16 protein-coding genes are annotated in these 14,147 nt (G+C 70.0%); 10 read left to right on the top strand and 6 right to left on the bottom strand.

The window, feature by feature from the left end:
- Positions 1-39 precede the first annotated feature (39 nt).
- From EIZ45_RS13420 to EIZ45_RS13395, 6 genes are read left to right on the top strand one after another with little or no spacing between them, the layout of a single operon-like run.
- Positions 40-1,191: a WXG100 family type VII secretion target gene (locus EIZ45_RS13420; RefSeq protein WP_043839425.1), complete on the top strand. Its 1,152-nt coding sequence runs from the start codon at positions 40-42 to the stop codon at positions 1,189-1,191.
- A 25-nt stretch (positions 1,192-1,216) separates the two neighbouring features.
- Positions 1,217-1,543, top strand: a complete 327-nt coding sequence (locus tag EIZ45_RS13415) for a hypothetical protein (RefSeq protein ID WP_043839427.1) — start codon at positions 1,217-1,219, stop codon at positions 1,541-1,543.
- Positions 1,540-2,334 (top strand): ESX secretion-associated protein EspG, encoded by a 795-nt coding sequence (locus tag EIZ45_RS13410; protein WP_134663304.1) that lies wholly within the window; start codon positions 1,540-1,542, stop codon positions 2,332-2,334. The genes EIZ45_RS13415 and EIZ45_RS13410 overlap by 4 nt, the downstream gene beginning before the upstream one ends.
- Before the next feature lie 32 nt (positions 2,335-2,366).
- Complete coding sequence (locus EIZ45_RS13405) at positions 2,367-2,771, top strand: YbaB/EbfC family nucleoid-associated protein (protein WP_043839644.1); 405 nt, start codon at positions 2,367-2,369, stop codon at positions 2,769-2,771.
- The gene (locus tag EIZ45_RS13400; RefSeq protein WP_134663305.1) at positions 2,768-3,076 is read left to right on the top strand and encodes a type VII secretion target; all 309 of its coding nucleotides are present in this window, start codon (positions 2,768-2,770) and stop codon (positions 3,074-3,076) included. Before EIZ45_RS13405 ends, EIZ45_RS13400 begins: the two co-directional genes overlap by 4 nt.
- Positions 3,073-3,978: a hypothetical protein gene (locus EIZ45_RS13395; RefSeq protein WP_134663306.1), complete on the top strand. Its 906-nt coding sequence runs from the start codon at positions 3,073-3,075 to the stop codon at positions 3,976-3,978. Before EIZ45_RS13400 ends, EIZ45_RS13395 begins: the two co-directional genes overlap by 4 nt.
- Here the strand turns inward: EIZ45_RS13395 and EIZ45_RS13390 are convergent.
- From EIZ45_RS13390 to EIZ45_RS13380, 3 genes are read right to left on the bottom strand one after another with little or no spacing between them, the layout of a single operon-like run.
- On the bottom strand, positions 3,956-4,363 hold the full coding sequence (locus EIZ45_RS13390; protein ID WP_134663307.1) for a VOC family protein: 408 nt from the start codon (positions 4,361-4,363) through the stop codon (positions 3,956-3,958). The two genes, EIZ45_RS13395 and EIZ45_RS13390, sit on opposite strands and share 23 nt — an antisense overlap.
- A complete protein-coding gene (locus EIZ45_RS13385) occupies positions 4,360-5,814 on the bottom strand; it encodes a BTAD domain-containing putative transcriptional regulator (protein ID WP_134663308.1) in 1,455 nt (484 codons plus the stop codon). The genes EIZ45_RS13390 and EIZ45_RS13385 overlap by 4 nt, the downstream gene beginning before the upstream one ends.
- Positions 5,811-6,977: a sensor histidine kinase gene (locus EIZ45_RS13380; RefSeq protein ID WP_134663309.1), complete on the bottom strand. Its 1,167-nt coding sequence runs from the start codon at positions 6,975-6,977 to the stop codon at positions 5,811-5,813. Before EIZ45_RS13380 ends, EIZ45_RS13385 begins: the two co-directional genes overlap by 4 nt.
- Before the next feature lie 60 nt (positions 6,978-7,037).
- Here EIZ45_RS13380 and EIZ45_RS13375 point away from each other — a divergent pair, with 60 nt between their 5' ends.
- From EIZ45_RS13375 to EIZ45_RS13365, 3 genes are all read left to right on the top strand, one after another.
- Complete coding sequence (locus EIZ45_RS13375) at positions 7,038-7,610, top strand: TlpA disulfide reductase family protein (protein WP_134663310.1); 573 nt, start codon at positions 7,038-7,040, stop codon at positions 7,608-7,610.
- A gap of 50 nt (positions 7,611-7,660) precedes the next feature.
- Positions 7,661-8,341 carry a TetR/AcrR family transcriptional regulator gene (locus EIZ45_RS13370; protein WP_043839441.1) on the top strand — a complete coding sequence of 227 codons (681 nt, stop codon included), beginning with the start codon at positions 7,661-7,663 and terminating at the stop codon, positions 8,339-8,341.
- A gap of 336 nt (positions 8,342-8,677) precedes the next feature.
- A complete protein-coding gene (locus EIZ45_RS13365) occupies positions 8,678-9,571 on the top strand; it encodes a C1 family peptidase (protein ID WP_134663311.1) in 894 nt (297 codons plus the stop codon).
- A gap of 90 nt (positions 9,572-9,661) precedes the next feature.
- Here the strand turns inward: EIZ45_RS13365 and katG are convergent, their stop codons facing one another.
- Both katG and EIZ45_RS13355 read right to left on the bottom strand, forming a co-directional pair.
- Positions 9,662-11,905 carry a catalase/peroxidase HPI gene (katG, locus tag EIZ45_RS13360; protein ID WP_134663312.1) on the bottom strand — a complete coding sequence of 748 codons (2,244 nt, stop codon included), beginning with the start codon at positions 11,903-11,905 and terminating at the stop codon, positions 9,662-9,664.
- Positions 11,906-11,928: 23 nt separating this feature from the next.
- Positions 11,929-12,357 (bottom strand): Fur family transcriptional regulator, encoded by a 429-nt coding sequence (locus tag EIZ45_RS13355; protein WP_037820549.1) that lies wholly within the window; start codon positions 12,355-12,357, stop codon positions 11,929-11,931.
- Positions 12,358-12,504: 147 nt separating this feature from the next.
- Here EIZ45_RS13355 and EIZ45_RS13350 point away from each other — a divergent pair, with 147 nt between their 5' ends.
- Complete coding sequence (locus EIZ45_RS13350; protein WP_037820552.1) at positions 12,505-13,335, top strand: SAM-dependent methyltransferase; 831 nt, start codon at positions 12,505-12,507, stop codon at positions 13,333-13,335.
- Positions 13,336-13,393: 58 nt separating this feature from the next.
- Here EIZ45_RS13350 and EIZ45_RS13345 read toward each other — a convergent pair whose 3' ends face one another.
- Positions 13,394-14,077 (bottom strand): TetR/AcrR family transcriptional regulator, encoded by a 684-nt coding sequence (locus tag EIZ45_RS13345; protein WP_037820558.1) that lies wholly within the window; start codon positions 14,075-14,077, stop codon positions 13,394-13,396.
- Positions 14,078-14,147 lie beyond the last annotated feature (70 nt).

Below are 14,147 nucleotides of genomic sequence, written 5' to 3'. Positions count from 1 at the left end.
CCTGGCGACAGCCTGCCGGGCAGAGGCGAAGGTGGGGGTATGACCGGCGAATCCGGATCAGTGGTCGACGCCGCGTCGGCAGGGGTGGAGAACCTGGCGGACTCGGCGCTCGCGGGACTCGACAAGGCAGGACCGGTCGGCGACCTGGCCAAACCGGTCGTGTCCGCGCTGCGCAACGTGTGGGAGGGCTACTTCGGGGCCCCGATCCCGCCCGGCAGCACCAACTGGAACGCCTACACGCACCAGCAGCTGTACCAGATGCTGTGGGACAAGGCCGACGTCGGCGACGTCAGCACGGTCGCGGCCGAATGGCAGCGGCACGGTTCGGAAATGCGGTCGCACGCCGATTCGCTCAAATCGCAGCAGGGAACGCTGCACGAGAACTGGAGCGGACAGGCCGCCGAACGCGCTTCCGGACGGCTGGGTTCGCTCGGCGAGCGCGCGTCCGGGATCGGCGACCGCGCCGGGACCGTCGGCGGCGCGGCCCAGAACGCGGGCGATTCGCTCGCCGTCGCACGCAACACGATGCCGAAGCCTCCGGGCGACCCGACTGGGGGCGTGGTCGCCGCCGCGGCGGCTGGAGCGGGTGCGGGCGCGGTCATCGGCGGGATCCTCGGCGCCGGAGCGGGCGGGATCGGGGCCGGTCCGGGTGCGTTGATGGGCGCGGCGATCGGCGCGGTCGCGGGCGGCGGGGCCAGCATGTTCGCCGCGAATGTCGCGGCCGCCGAACAGAAAGCCGAAGCGGTGCACGTGATGCAGCGCTACGAAGCCAGCCTGCACAAGAGCTCGCACGCGATCAATCCGCCGCCCGCCGGGGCGACGACCGCGGATTCCTACGGCGCGGACGAGTCGACCAGTGCGTCGAGCTACGTCGGTCCGCTCGGCGGGGCCGGGACCGGCGCGGGCAGCGGCATGCCGTGGGGCGCGCTGACCACCGCGGCCCCGGTCGAATCGGGCATGGCCGCCGGGATCCGCTCCGCGCTCGGCATGGAGGGCGCGCTGCTCGCCCGCAACGCGGCGATGGCGGAGATGGCCGCCGCCCGCGCGGCCAGCGGCAACGGGATGATGCCCGGCCGCGGCGCGGGAGCCGCGCAGGAGGAGGAAGAGGAGCACAAGAACAAGATGCCGGTCCTCGACCAGCCGCTCCTGCACCCCGAAGACAAGACCATCAGCCCGGTGATCGGGCTGTGACGCACCGGAAAGACAGGAGTTTCCGATGACCGGCCACGAGGTCGCCCCGAACGCGCTGGACCGGCAGGTCGCCGCGCTGGGCAGGCTCGGCGAGCAGACCGGGGAACTCGTCGGTTCGGCGGGACGGCTCGCCGACCGGCTCCCGCAGCTCGGCACCGCGCCGCCCGCCCTGCACCTGGCGCAGCGGCTGCGCGAGGCCGCCGGGCACGCCGGGCTCACCGGCGAACTGGGCGCGGCGGACACCGAGCTGACCGGGTTCCACGAGGCGCTGCAGGCGGGTATCCGGCGCTATCAAGAGCACGAATCCGGGGTGCAGGAAGCGTTCCAGCGGCTCGAACGGCTAGCCGAATGACCGCCGTGCTGCCGCGCATCGGCGACGAGACCGTCCACATCGGACTCGTCGAGGCCGACCTGCTGGCCGTGCACGCCGGGGCGAGCTGGCCGTTTCCGTTGCAGGTGCCGTCTTACGGCCGGATCGAGGGCGAACGCGAGATCCTGTTCGCCACCGCCGGACAGGCGCTGCAGGCGCGCGGTCTCGCGGACGAATCCGGACCGGACGGCCTCGCCGCGGAAGCCGTGACCGCACTGCGCGAACGCCGCGGCATCGTCGATTTGGTGGTGGCGGACGCCGAGGGGGCGACCGCCGTCACCGCACTCGTCTACCGGTCCTCCGCGCTGATCTGCCGGCAACGGCTCGAGGCCGACACGCTGTCGGTGCGCCGGGTGGACGAGACCGCGCTGGTGGACGCCATGCTCGCGGAGATTCCGCAGGTCGAGGCCGCTCGCACGATGCCGGTCACGTTGCCCGCGCACGCGGTCAAGGAGGCGATGGCGCTCACCGACGACGAGGACGACGCCTCGCGCGCACACCGGCTGCGCGACCTCGTCCACGACAGCGGCGGAGACCCGGCGGCCCTGGACAGCCTCGTCGGCCTGGTCGTCCCGCTGACCGGCCGCGGCCAGCTCGGCGCGACCCGCGACGGGCGCACCAGGGCAGGCCGCGAACTGTCCTGGATGGACGGACCGCGCGGCCGCGTCCGGATCAACCCGGCGCGGGGCGGCTGGCTCAGCGTGAACTCGCTGCGCCCGGCCGACCTGCGCTTCGCCCTCGGCGAGATGGCCACCGCCGCCCGGCGGCCGTGATGACCGCACCGAAAACGACCGGAGGACCTTCCGTGCCGATCCAAGACTCGGCGGCCTGGCTCGCCGACTACCAGAAAAACCTGTCCCGGATGCAGGCGAACGCCGAGGCCGCGAGCGCGAGCCTCAGCCGCGTCGGCGGCCGGGCCGCGTCCCCGCGCGGCGAGGTCGAGGTCGAGGTGGGCCCGAGCGGCGCACTGACCGACCTGCGGCTGAGCCCCGCCGCCCGCGCGCTGGAAGCCGACGCGCTCGCCCGGCTCATCCTCGCCACCGTGCACGACGCGCACCGCCAGGCCGGCGCGCAGGTCGTGGACATCATGACCGACTACGTCGGCGACGGCCCGGCACTCCAGCTCGTCCGCGACAACCTGCCGGTCGAGGCCGCTCCCGCCGCGCCGCGCGAGGACGACTACTTCGCGAACCCGGGGATCATCTCGTGACCGCCGGCTTCGAGGTCGACCCCGTGCAACTGCGCCGGCACGCGGCCACCGTCGGAGATCTGGCCGACCGGCTCGGCAATGTCGCCCGCAGCGCCCCGTCCGGACTCGCCGACCAGGCGCTCGGCGTCTTCGTGCAGTTCCTCACCGTCGGCCTGCAAGCAGCGGTCGGCAAGACCAACGACGCCGTCTCGCACGCGTCGTCCACTGTGGACAAAGTGAGCGCGAACCTCGCGCAGGCCGCGGAAAGCTACGAGCGCCGCGACCAGGGCAACGCGGCGTCGCTGCCCGGGAAGGACCTGCCGTGACCGACTCCGGCCAGCTGCTGGCAGACCTGAAGACCACCACGAAGGCGGTCGAGAACCACGACTGGGTGTCCGCCGGACTCGGCGGCGCGACCACCGCGCTCGACCTGCTCGGCGCGTCGCAGGACCCGCTCGCCGCGTTGACCTCCGCCGGGTTCGGGATGATCACCGAACTGGTGCGGTTCCTGGAAGAACCGCTGAAACAGTTGCAGGGCAACCCGGATTCGGTGTCGTCGCACTCGCAGGGCATGGAGGGCGGCGGCCAGCAGGTGTCGTCCGTCGCGGACGACTACCGGCAGTCGACGGGCCCGGAAACGTCGGAGTGGAGCGGTTCTTCTGCTTCGAGCTACCGCGACAACAGCTCCCAGCACGCGGATTGCGTCGAGGCTGTCGGCCAGGCCGGCATCGCGATGGCCAAGGCGGCCACCGGAGCCGGGAAGGTCGTCGCGAAGGCGCAGCAGGAGGTCGGCGGGCTCATTTCGGAGGCTGTCGGGCAGATCATCCAGCTGATGACGCAGGCGTTCGCCGCCGCGCAGGCGACCTTCGGCGCGAGCATCGCGGCGGCGATCCCGCAGGCGGTGGCGATCGCGACGCAGTACGGCGGGCAGATCGCGCAGAAGCTCGGGGTTTTGCTGTCGGACTCGGACAATCTGCTGCAGCTGATCACTTCGGTGACGCAGGGGCTGGAAGCAGCGACGCAGCTGATGACGAAGCTCAGCGAGGCATCGAAGAGCAGCTCCGGGGAGGATTCCAGCTCTTCGGATTCTTCTTCGCAGGCTTCGTCGCGTTATCCGGCTTCTTCGCAGTACGCGGATTCTTCGGACTCGGACTCGGACTCGGCGGATTCGCAGTACCCGAGCCAAAGCCGCCCGCGCACTCCGGTCAGCACCGCGCAGCAGAGCTGACGAGCTCGACCTCGAAGCCGTCGTCGTTCTGCAGGTACGCGGCGTAGTGCTCCGCGCCGCCCGCATAGGGATGTTTCTCCGGAAACATCAGCTGCCACCCGTGCCGGGCGGCGTCGGCGGCCAACCGCTCGACCGTCGCCGCGTCCTTGACGTGAAAAGCCAGGTGGTTCAGTCCCGGCCGGCAACGGTCGTGCCGGTCCGCGGTCAGCGCCGGGGATTGCTCGACCACGAGGTACGTCGGCCCGAGCCGCCAGCTGCGTCCGGCATCCCAGTCCTGGAACCGCTGATATCCCAGCTCTTCCAGCAGCCATCCCAGCGACGCGACCGCGCGGGCCAGGTCCGGCACCCACAACTCGACATGGTGCAGGGTCCCGTGCGCACTCACGAGGGACCTCGATCCGAGCTGAGCACCACCCGCAACTCCCGGTCCAGCTCCGCCCCCGGTTCGACATCCAGGTCCGCCCGCAGCCGTTCCCGCATCCGCCGGTGCACCGCCAGCGCATCCGCCCGGCGGCCGCCGCCGTGGAGCGCCCGCATCAGCAACACCGCAAGCGGTTCCCGGTGCGGATGCACCGCCAGCAACGCCGACAGCTCGTGCACCACGTCGTCGGTTCGCCCGAGCTTCAGCTGCAGCACGGCTTTCTCCTGCACCAACGTCAGCCGCCGCTCGGTCAGGCGCACCCGTTCCCCCTCGACGAACGGGCCGGGCAATCCCGCCAAGGGCTCGCCGTGGAACAGAGCCAGCGCACCGTCGTACGCGTCGACCGCAGCTGCCGGGTCGCCGCCGCGAGTGGCGGTCGCGGCTTCCGCGATCCGGTCGGTCAGCTCGGCGACGTCCAGCTGCGCTCGCTCCCCGGCGAAGCGGTATCCGCCGCGATCGCTGCCGATGACCGAGTCTTCCGTCCGCTCGCCAGCCCCGCGCAGGCATTTCCGCAGGCGGTGCACGTAAACCGGAACCACTCGGCCACCGGTGCCGGGCGGCTCCAAACCCCAGACGCCGTCGAGCAACTCCCCAGGGCTGACCGTCTCGCCCGGGCGCAGGACCAGCGCCGCGAGCAGGGCTTGCTGCCGCACCGGGCCCAGGTCCAGCAGGTTCGGCCCCCGCCAAGCCTGCAACGGGCCGAGCACGCTGAACCGCAACGAATCCGGATCGACCGGGGCGGGGGCGGCGCCGGGGGTGACCAGGCCGTGGTCGAAGGCGTAGACGATGGCCGCCGCCCGGTCGCGGAGGCGGAGTTTCGCGCACAGCCGCTCGAAATGCGCTTCGACCGTGCTCGCGGAAATCCCCAGCGTTCCGGCGATTTCCGCGTCCGTCAAACCCCGCGCCACCGCGGTCAGGACATCCAGTTCGCGCGGCGTCAACAACCCGGACGGCATCGCCGGGCGATCCACCGCCGCCTCGCGGTAGGTCGTGAGCACGCGTCCGGTGACTGCCGGATCGAGCCACGCCTCGCCCATCGCGACCGCTCGCACCGCGCGGATCAGGTCCTCCGCGGAGGAATCCTTCAGCACGTATCCGACCGCGCCCGCGCGCAGCACCCCGGCGAGCAGCTCATCGTCATCGAACGTGGTCAACGCGAGCACCGGCGGGCGCGGGCCGGACGCACGCAACTGTCGCGTCGCCTCGATGCCGTCGACGCGCTTCATCCGCAGGTCCATCACCACGACGTCGACCCCGCCGGCCGCTTCGAGCGCGGCCGGGACCTCGTCGCCGTCCGAGCACTCGCCAACCACCACGAACCCGTCGCGGCGACGCAGGATCAACCGCAACCCGGATCGCACCAGCTCCTGATCGTCGACGAGCAAGACCCGCATTTCCCCGGCGGCAGCGGTCACGACGCGGCCCCGCGCGCCAACGGCACCGCCACGTCGACTACCCACTCGCCGCCCTCGGGTCCGGCTGCGAGCCGCGCACCGAGCTGATCCGCTCGCGCCGTCATGCCCGCCAACCCCGAACCACCCTCGTTGCGCGCCGCGCCGTTGTGTCCATTGCGGACCGTCAGCCGCGCGTCCGCCGCGGCAATCTCCAGTCGTACCAACGCTTTCTCCCCCGGTGCGTGTTTGACGACGTTCGCCAGCGACTCCTGGACGATCCGGTAGAGCCCCAGTCCCACCGTGCTGTCGACAGCGGTCACGTCGCCCCTCAGTTCGTAGTCCGCGACCAGTCCGGCCGCGCACGTTTCGGCCACCAGATCCGCGATGTCGCCCGCACCGGGCAACGGCCGCGTCCCCGCCGACTCCTGCGCGAGCAATCCAACCGTGCGCCGGATATCGGCCATCGCCGCCCGTCCGATCCGCTCCGCCTCGGTGAGCGCCGCGACGGCTTCGTCGATGTCGCGATCCGTGCGCAACCCGTGGCGCGCGCCCGTGACGTGCAGCAACGTGATGCTCAGCGAATGCGCGACGACGTCGTGCACCTCGCGCGCGATCCGCTGCCGCTCGCCGAGCATCGCCTGTTCGCGCACGGCTTCCTGCTTGCCGCGCTCGGCGTCCAGCGCACGCACGTACCAGCGCAACATGAATCCGGCAGCCATCCCGACCACCACCGCGAGCATGTACACCGGAAACCCGACCAGCCCGACGGTCAGCGCGGCCGCCCCGAGCACCGCGATCGCCCCGCCGGTCGCCGCGAACGCGACCCGCGCCGAAGCGATGGACCCCAGTTCGCCGGTGAGCACGATCAACGGCATCGGCGCGAAGTCCGGCACCACCGGATGCGTCAGCAGCAGCCCGATCCCGGCGAGCATCCCGAGCGCCTTCACCCACGACGGCGCGAGCCGCCCGGCGCACACCCACAGCAGCGTCGACGCCGTGGCCAGCAGAAACCCGCCGATCGCGACCGGAAGCGCGGACCCGGCCCGCTGCCCGACCGCGACGATCAGGCCGATCACCGTGAAGGCGGTCGTCCCCATCGGCACCCACCAGGGCAGCGTGAGCCCGGACCGGGCCAAGCCGTCGGCCAGCCTGCTCCGCAACCGGTCCCGCGCTCTCTCCCACACGAGGTCCAGCCTAGGAAACCGGGGCGGAGGCCGCCCGCGGTATCAGCGATACCATGCCGCGTGCGCCTCGCCCGTTGCCTGTTTCTGCTGGCACTGCTGCCCCTCACCGCGTGCGCGACCGGGAAGGACGCGGTCAGCCGGTCGGACACGTTCGAATTCGTCTCGCCGGGCGGGCAGACGACCATCCACTATCCCGTGGAGCAGCGCAAAAAGGTAGCGGACCTCAAGGGCCAGAGCCTGCGCGAACCCGGCAAGGACCTGTCGCTGGCCGATTACTCCGGCAAAGTCGTCCTGGTCAACCTCTGGGGCGCCTGGTGCGGGCCGTGCCGCGCCGAAGCGCGCACTCTGCAGACGATCGCCGACTCCGGACACGACCGCGGGATCCGGGTGCTCGGCATCAACGTCCGCGACAACCCGAAGTACGCCGCCGACTTCGTCAAGGACCTCGGGCTCAGCTACGAGTCGATCTTCGACCCGTCCGGCCGGGTCGCCCTGCGGCTGCGCGGCCTCCCGCTGAGCGCGGTGCCGATCTCGCTGGTCGTGGACAAGCAGCAGCGGGTCGCGGCCGTCTACCTCGGCGCGATCCTGCGGACCGACGTCCAGCCCACCCTGGACCGCGTGCTCGCCGAGTAGACCCGGCCAAGGTCCAGACCGTTCGGGCGGCGTGCGCCTACCATGGGCGGATGACCGCGAGTGGCTACAACCGCCGGGAACGTCCCGCCAAGCCCGCGCTGAGCCGCGAAGGCATCGTCGCCGCCGCTCTCGACGTCGTGCGCCGCGAAGGCGCCGAACGCGTCACCATGCGGCGGCTCGCGAAGGACCTGGACACCGGCCCGGCCTCGCTCTACGTCTACGTCCGCGACACCGACGAACTCCACGCCGCGGTGCTCGACGAACTCCTCGGCGAAGTCCCCACCACCGCCGGCGCCGCCGAAGGAGACTGGCGGAGTCGCTTGTGGACAGTCATGTCCACCTACCGCGACGTCCTGTACGCGCACCCCGGGCTCGCCCGCGTCGCACTCGTGACGCCGTTGAACGGACCGAACTACCTCGCCGTCGTCGACACCGTGCTCGGCCTGCTCGCCGAAGCCGGGGTGCCGTCCGGCCCCGCCGCGTGGACGGTCGACCTCCTGCTGCTCGTCGCCACCGCCAGCGCGGTCGAGCACAGCACCCGCAAGGACCGCCCGGACGCGGAACGGCAGCACGACATGCTCGCCGAAACCGTCCGCGGACTCTCGCCGGAAACGCATCCGAACATCGCCGCGGCGAGCGGGAATCTGTTCTCCGGCAACGCGGACACGCGTTCCCGATGGGCGATCGACGCCCTCCTCAACGGCGCGCGCACGACCCCGCTGCCGGACTGAGGTTTGGTTGCGCGACGGTACATGAGGGGAACCCTGAGGGAATCAGATTCCCTCAGGGTTCCCCTCACGTACTTCGCAGCGTGCTTCTCGCCGAATGGTTCAAACCACTGCCGGGGCAAGGATTTCCCACGAGTCCATAATGGACCAGTACGCCGGAATAGCGGCGGTAACGGGCGTAATGTCCGCTTGATCGATCCCCCGCAAATACCGCAGTTGATACGTTCCCTCCTTTCGTAGGTTCCCGGAAAATTTCCGCCGATCTACCTTTGCTGTGGTCGGATCCACCTCCCCACCCTTTCCGATTTCTTTTTCTGCATGCCCACAAGGAGTATGAGAATGCAGATCAGAAAAACGTCCGCGCTCGTTTCCCTGCTCGCCGCCGCCGGCATGGCCGCGGCGATGGGCGCGACCCCGGCCTCCGCGGCCGCCCAGCACCACCCCCGTCACCAGAAGCACGGCCTCGGGCTGAACGTCGCCGGGCTCAAGGCCGCGCAGTCCAGGATGCACGCCCACGCGAACTCCGCGCTCCCCGTGCACCAGCGCACCACCGCCGAACTGCCCTCCAGCGGCGACCTCACGCAGTACGCCAACGCACCCGGCGACCAGGGCCAGGTCGGCTCGTGCGTCACCTGGGCCACCGGCTACACCGGCTACGGCGTGCTGATGAACGAGCAGGGCATCAGCGGCGGCCCGATGGCCCCGATGTTCATTTACTCCCAGATCGCCAAGGGCAACGACCAGGGCACCTGGGCGAGCGTCGCGCTGCCGATGGAACAGCAGCAGGGCATCGACACCAAATCCGACTACTGGCAGGGCGATTTCGACTACACGACTCAGCCCGACCAGAACGAAAAAGCGAATGCCGCGCACTACAAGCTGTCCGGCTACACGCAATTGTCCACGAGCGGCGACGCGGCGCGGTCCGACATCGAGAACGCCATTTCCCAGGGCGAGCCGGTCGCGATCGGGTTCACCGTGCACCAGAGCTTCATGGACCTGAACTCCTCGACCGCGAGCGACTACTCGTACCTGCCCGGCGACTCGAACAGCGACCCGGTCGTCGGCGGGCACGAGGTGACCATCGTGGCCTACAACGACCAGGGCGTGAAGATCGAGAACAGCTGGGGCTCCGGCTGGGGCGACAGCGGTTTCGTGACCGTGCCGTGGTCGTTCTTCAACACCGGCGACGTCGACGAGGTCAACGCGATGGGCAAGCTCGTCCAGAGCTGACCCGTAGCGCGCGACCCGGGTGATGCGAAAAAAGGGCTCCTTGCGGGAATTCCCGCAAGGAGCCCTTTTCCGATCAGCTGATCAGGAAACTCAGACCAGGTCGTACCGGTCGTTGTTCATGACCTTGTGCCACGCGGCGACGAAGTCGCGGACGAACTTCTCCTTGGCGTCGTCGCTGCCGTAGACCTCGGCGACGGCGCGCAGTTCGGAGTTCGAGCCGAACACCAGGTCGTTGCGGGTGCCGGTCCACTTGACCTCGCCGGTGGCGAGATCGCGGCCCTCGAAGGACTCCGCGTTCGGGCCCTCGCCGTCGGCGGGCTTCCACTCGGTGCCCATGTCGAGCAGGTTGACGAAGAAGTCGTTCGTCAGCGTGCCCGGCCGGTCGGTCAGCACGCCCGCCGCCGAGTTCTGGTAGTTCGCGCCCAGCACGCGCAGGCCGCCGACCAGCACGGTCATCTCCGGCGCGCTCAGGTTGAGCAGGTTCGCCTTGTCCACCAGCAGGTACTCCGACGGCAGCGCGTTGGCCTTGCCGCGGTAGTTGCGGAACCCGTCGGCCTTCGGCTCGAGCGGCGCGAACGAGTCCGCGTCGGTCTGCTCCTGCGTCGCGTCGGTGCGGCCCGGCGTGAACGGAACGGTGAGCTCGACGCCGCCGTCCTTCGCCGCCTTCTCCACGCCCGCCGCGCCGGCCAGCACGATCAGGTCGGCGAGCGAGATCTTCTTGCCGCCGGTCTGCGCGCTGTTGAACGCTTCCTGGACGCCCTCGAGCGTGCGCAGCACCTGAGCCAGCTCGTCCGGCTCGTTGACCTCCCAGCCGCGCTGCGGCTCGAGGCGGATGCGGGCACCGTTCGCGCCGCCGCGCTTGTCGCTGTGCCGGTAGGTCGAGGCCGACGCCCACGCGGTGGACACCAGCTGCGCGACCGAAAGGCCGGACTCGAGGACCTTCGCCTTGAGGTCGGCGACGTCCGCGTCGTCGACCAGCTCGTGGTCGACAGCCGGGACCGGGTCCTGCCAGATCAGCACTTCCTGCGGCACCAGCGGGCCGAGGTAGCGCTGGACCGGGCCCATGTCGCGGTGGGTGAGCTTGAACCAGGCGCGGGCAAAGGCGTCCGCGAACTGGTCCGGGTTCTCGTAGAACCGGCGCGAGATCGGCTCGTAGATCGGGTCGAAGCGCAGCGCCAGGTCGGTGGTCAGCATGCTCGGCGCCCGGTTGAGGTCACCGGTCTCCGGGTCCGGCACGGTGTTCGCGGCGGCGTTGTTCTTCGGCTTCCACTGGTGCGCGCCCGCCGGGCTCTTGGTCAGCTCCCACTCGTACGTGAAGAGGTTGTGGAAGAACCAGTTGCTCCACTTCGTCGGAGTGGGGGTCCAGGTGACCTCCAGCCCGCTCGTGATCGCGTCCCGGCCCTTGCCGCTGCCGAAGCTGTTCTTCCAGCCGAGGCCCATCTGCTCGATCGAGGCGCCTTCCGGCTCGGCGCCCACGTGCACGTCCGCGTCGGCCGCGCCGTGCGTCTTGCCGAAGGTGTGCCCGCCCGCGATCAGCGCGACGGTCTCCTCGTCGTTCATCGCCATCCGGCCGAACGTTTCGCGGATGTCGCGCGCCGCGGCGATCGGGTCCGGGTTGCCGTTCGGGCCTTCCGGGTTCACGTAGATGAGCCCCATCTGGACCGCGGCCAGCGGGTTCTCCAGCTCGCGGTCGCCCTTGTACCGCTCGTCGCCGAGCCAGGTGCGCTCCGGGCCCCAGTACACGTCCTCGTCCGGCTCCCACACGTCGGCGCGGCCGCCGGCGAAGCCGAAGGTCTTGAAGCCCATCGTCTCGAGCGCGCGGTTGCCGGTGAAGATCATCAGGTCGGCCCACGAGATCTTCTTGCCGTACTTCTTCTTGACCGGCCACAGCAGGCGGCGCGCCTTGTCGAGGTTCCCGTTGTCCGGCCAGCTGTTCAGCGGCGCGAACCGCTGCTGCCCGGCGCCGGCTCCGCCGCGGCCGTCGTCGATCCGGTAGGTGCCGGCGCTGTGCCAGGCCATCCGGATGAACAGCGGACCGTAGTTGCCGAAGTCGGCGGGCCACCATTCCTGGGAGTCGGTGAGCACCGCGTCGACGTCGCGGGCGAGCTCGTCGAGGTCGAGGCTCTGGAATTCCTTCGCGTAGTCGAAGCCGTCGTCCATCGGGTCCGCCACGGCGGGATGCTTCCGGAGGATCTTCAGGTTGAGCTGGTTCGGCCACCAGTCACGGCTGCTGCCGCCCTCGGTCGGGTGCGCGAAGCGGCCCGTGTGGACCGGGCACCCGCCAGCGGTCTCCTCATTCATCTCGCCGACTTCGGCGTTCGGGGTGTCAGACACGGGAATCCTTCCGGAAATCAGAATCAGTTTGCTGCCGTCGAACAGGCGGGGCATCGGCCCCAGTAGACGACCTCGGCCTCGTCGATGACGTAACCGTGCGCGTCGGAAGCGGTGAGGCAAGGCGCTTCCCCGACCGCGCAGTCGACGTCCTCGATGGCACCGCACGAGCGGCACACGACGTGGTGGTGGTTGTCCCCTACCCGGGCCTCGTACCGCGCGACCGAACCGGGCGGCTGGATGCGCCGCAGCAGCCCCGCGTCGGTCAGCGCGCGCAGCACGTCGTAAACGGCCTGGTGGGACACCTCGCCGAGATCCGCGCGCACCATGCCGATGACGGATTCGGTGTCCGCGTGCGCGTTGGCGTGCACAGCGGAGAGCACGGCCACCCGGGGGCGCGTGATCCGCAACTGCACTCCGCGCAGCAGCTGCTCGAAGTCCGTGGTCGTCGGCATGCCCCGGAGTCTGCCCGATTTTCTGGAATGAATCAAGAATCTGTCACCCACTCCGGTTGTCCTCCTCCTGGCGGTCGCTTGACAGCCCGGAAGGTCTACGGTGAGTAGACCAAAGAGACGTCCGACACATCCGAGGTGACGCCAGAAATGACCGAGGCCGTCGAATCGCCCAGTTCGCACCCGGTAGGGGTCGATATCACGCGAGCGAGCATTGCCCGGGTGTACGACGCCGCGCTGAACGGCACGAACAACTACGAGATCGACCGCAGGGTGCTCGACCAGGTGCGGACCGTGGCCCCGGAGGTCAACGACCTCGCCTGGGCCAACCGCAACTTCCTCATCCGCGCCTGCCGCTTCCTCGCCACCCAGGGCCGGGTCACCCAGTACCTCGACTGCGGGTCCGGCCTGCCCACGGCGGAGAACACGCACCAGGTCGTGCAGCGGATCATCCCGGAAGCCCGCGTGCTGTACGTGGACAACGACCCGGTGGTCCTCGCGCACGGGCGCGCGCTGCTGGAGGAGAACGAGAACACCCGGTTCATCGAAGCGGACATCTTCAAGCCCGACCAGATCCTGCAGAACGAGACCGCGCGCGAGTTCCTCGACTGGACGAAGCCGATCGCGTTGCTGCACAACGGAACCCTGCACCACTACCTCGGCGACGACTACGAGGAGATGATGCGGACCTACGTCGACGCGCTGCCGTCCGGGTCGTTCGTGGTGGTCGCGCACTTCCTCGACCCGCAGACGCCCGAGCACAGCGAGATCGCCCGGCGGATGGAGGACAAGTTCACGCACAGCCCGATGGGCAGCGGCCTTTTCCGCACCTGGGACGAGATCGGCCGGATGTTCGGCGGCACCGAACTGGTCGACCCGGGCCTCGTGCTGTGCGAGGACTGGTGGCCGGACGGCCCGCGGTACCAGCCGCTGAACCAGGTCCAGGAGTGCATCGCGGGCGGGGTCGGCCGGAAGGCCTGACGCGCTGGTCCGAGAAGGGCCCCTTGCGGGGATTCCCGCGAGGGGCTCTTTCGCGCGGTCAGTCGAGGATGCGGTAGTCCAGATCGGACAGCGGCGAGTCCGGGTTGAGCGCGACGCCGACCGTGCGCAAGGTGTCGTCGAGGATCGACCAGACCCAGCGGGCGAGCAACTGGCGCAGATCCTCGCGGTCGATGCCGCGCGGGGCGTCGAGCCAGTGCGCGGTGCTGGACTCGACCAAGCCGACCAGCCCGTACGCGATGGTTTCGCCGACTCGCTGGTCCGCGCCGAACAGGCCGAGGTAGTACTCGAACAACACAGTCAGCTGCCGGGCGATCGCGGTCTTCACGTCCGCCACGACGTCGCGCGGCCCGGTCACCGACTGCCGCATCAGATATTGATACAGCGCGCGGTGTTCGGAAAGCCATTCGATATGCGCGCCGATCGTCGCGTGCACCATTTCGCGCGGAGTGCCGGAAACTCCCCACAGCGGAGAGAATTGCGCGCCGATCATTTCCGCCGCGCGCAACGCGATAGCGCGCTGCAGGTCCGCGGTGTCGGCGAAATGCTTGTAAATGCGCGTGCGAGCGACGCCGGCCTCGTCGGCGATCTGCTCGGTGGACACCTCCGGCCCGAACCGGGCGATCGCGCGCATACCGGCTTCCACGAACTCCCGGCGCCGGCGTTCGCGCTGCCCTGCCCACCGGGTGGCCCGCCCGTCGGGCGGAGTACCTGAGGACGTCATCCGCGCGAGTGTATCGCCGGGTCACATACCGGATACGCCACTGTACCTGTTACTTTGGGTATAGAGGGAT

This window comes from Amycolatopsis sp. CFH S0740, assembly GCF_004522315.1.
Taxonomy (GTDB): domain Bacteria; phylum Actinomycetota; class Actinomycetes; order Mycobacteriales; family Pseudonocardiaceae; genus Amycolatopsis; species Amycolatopsis nivea.
This window is presented reverse-complemented; position numbering and strand designations above follow the sequence as displayed.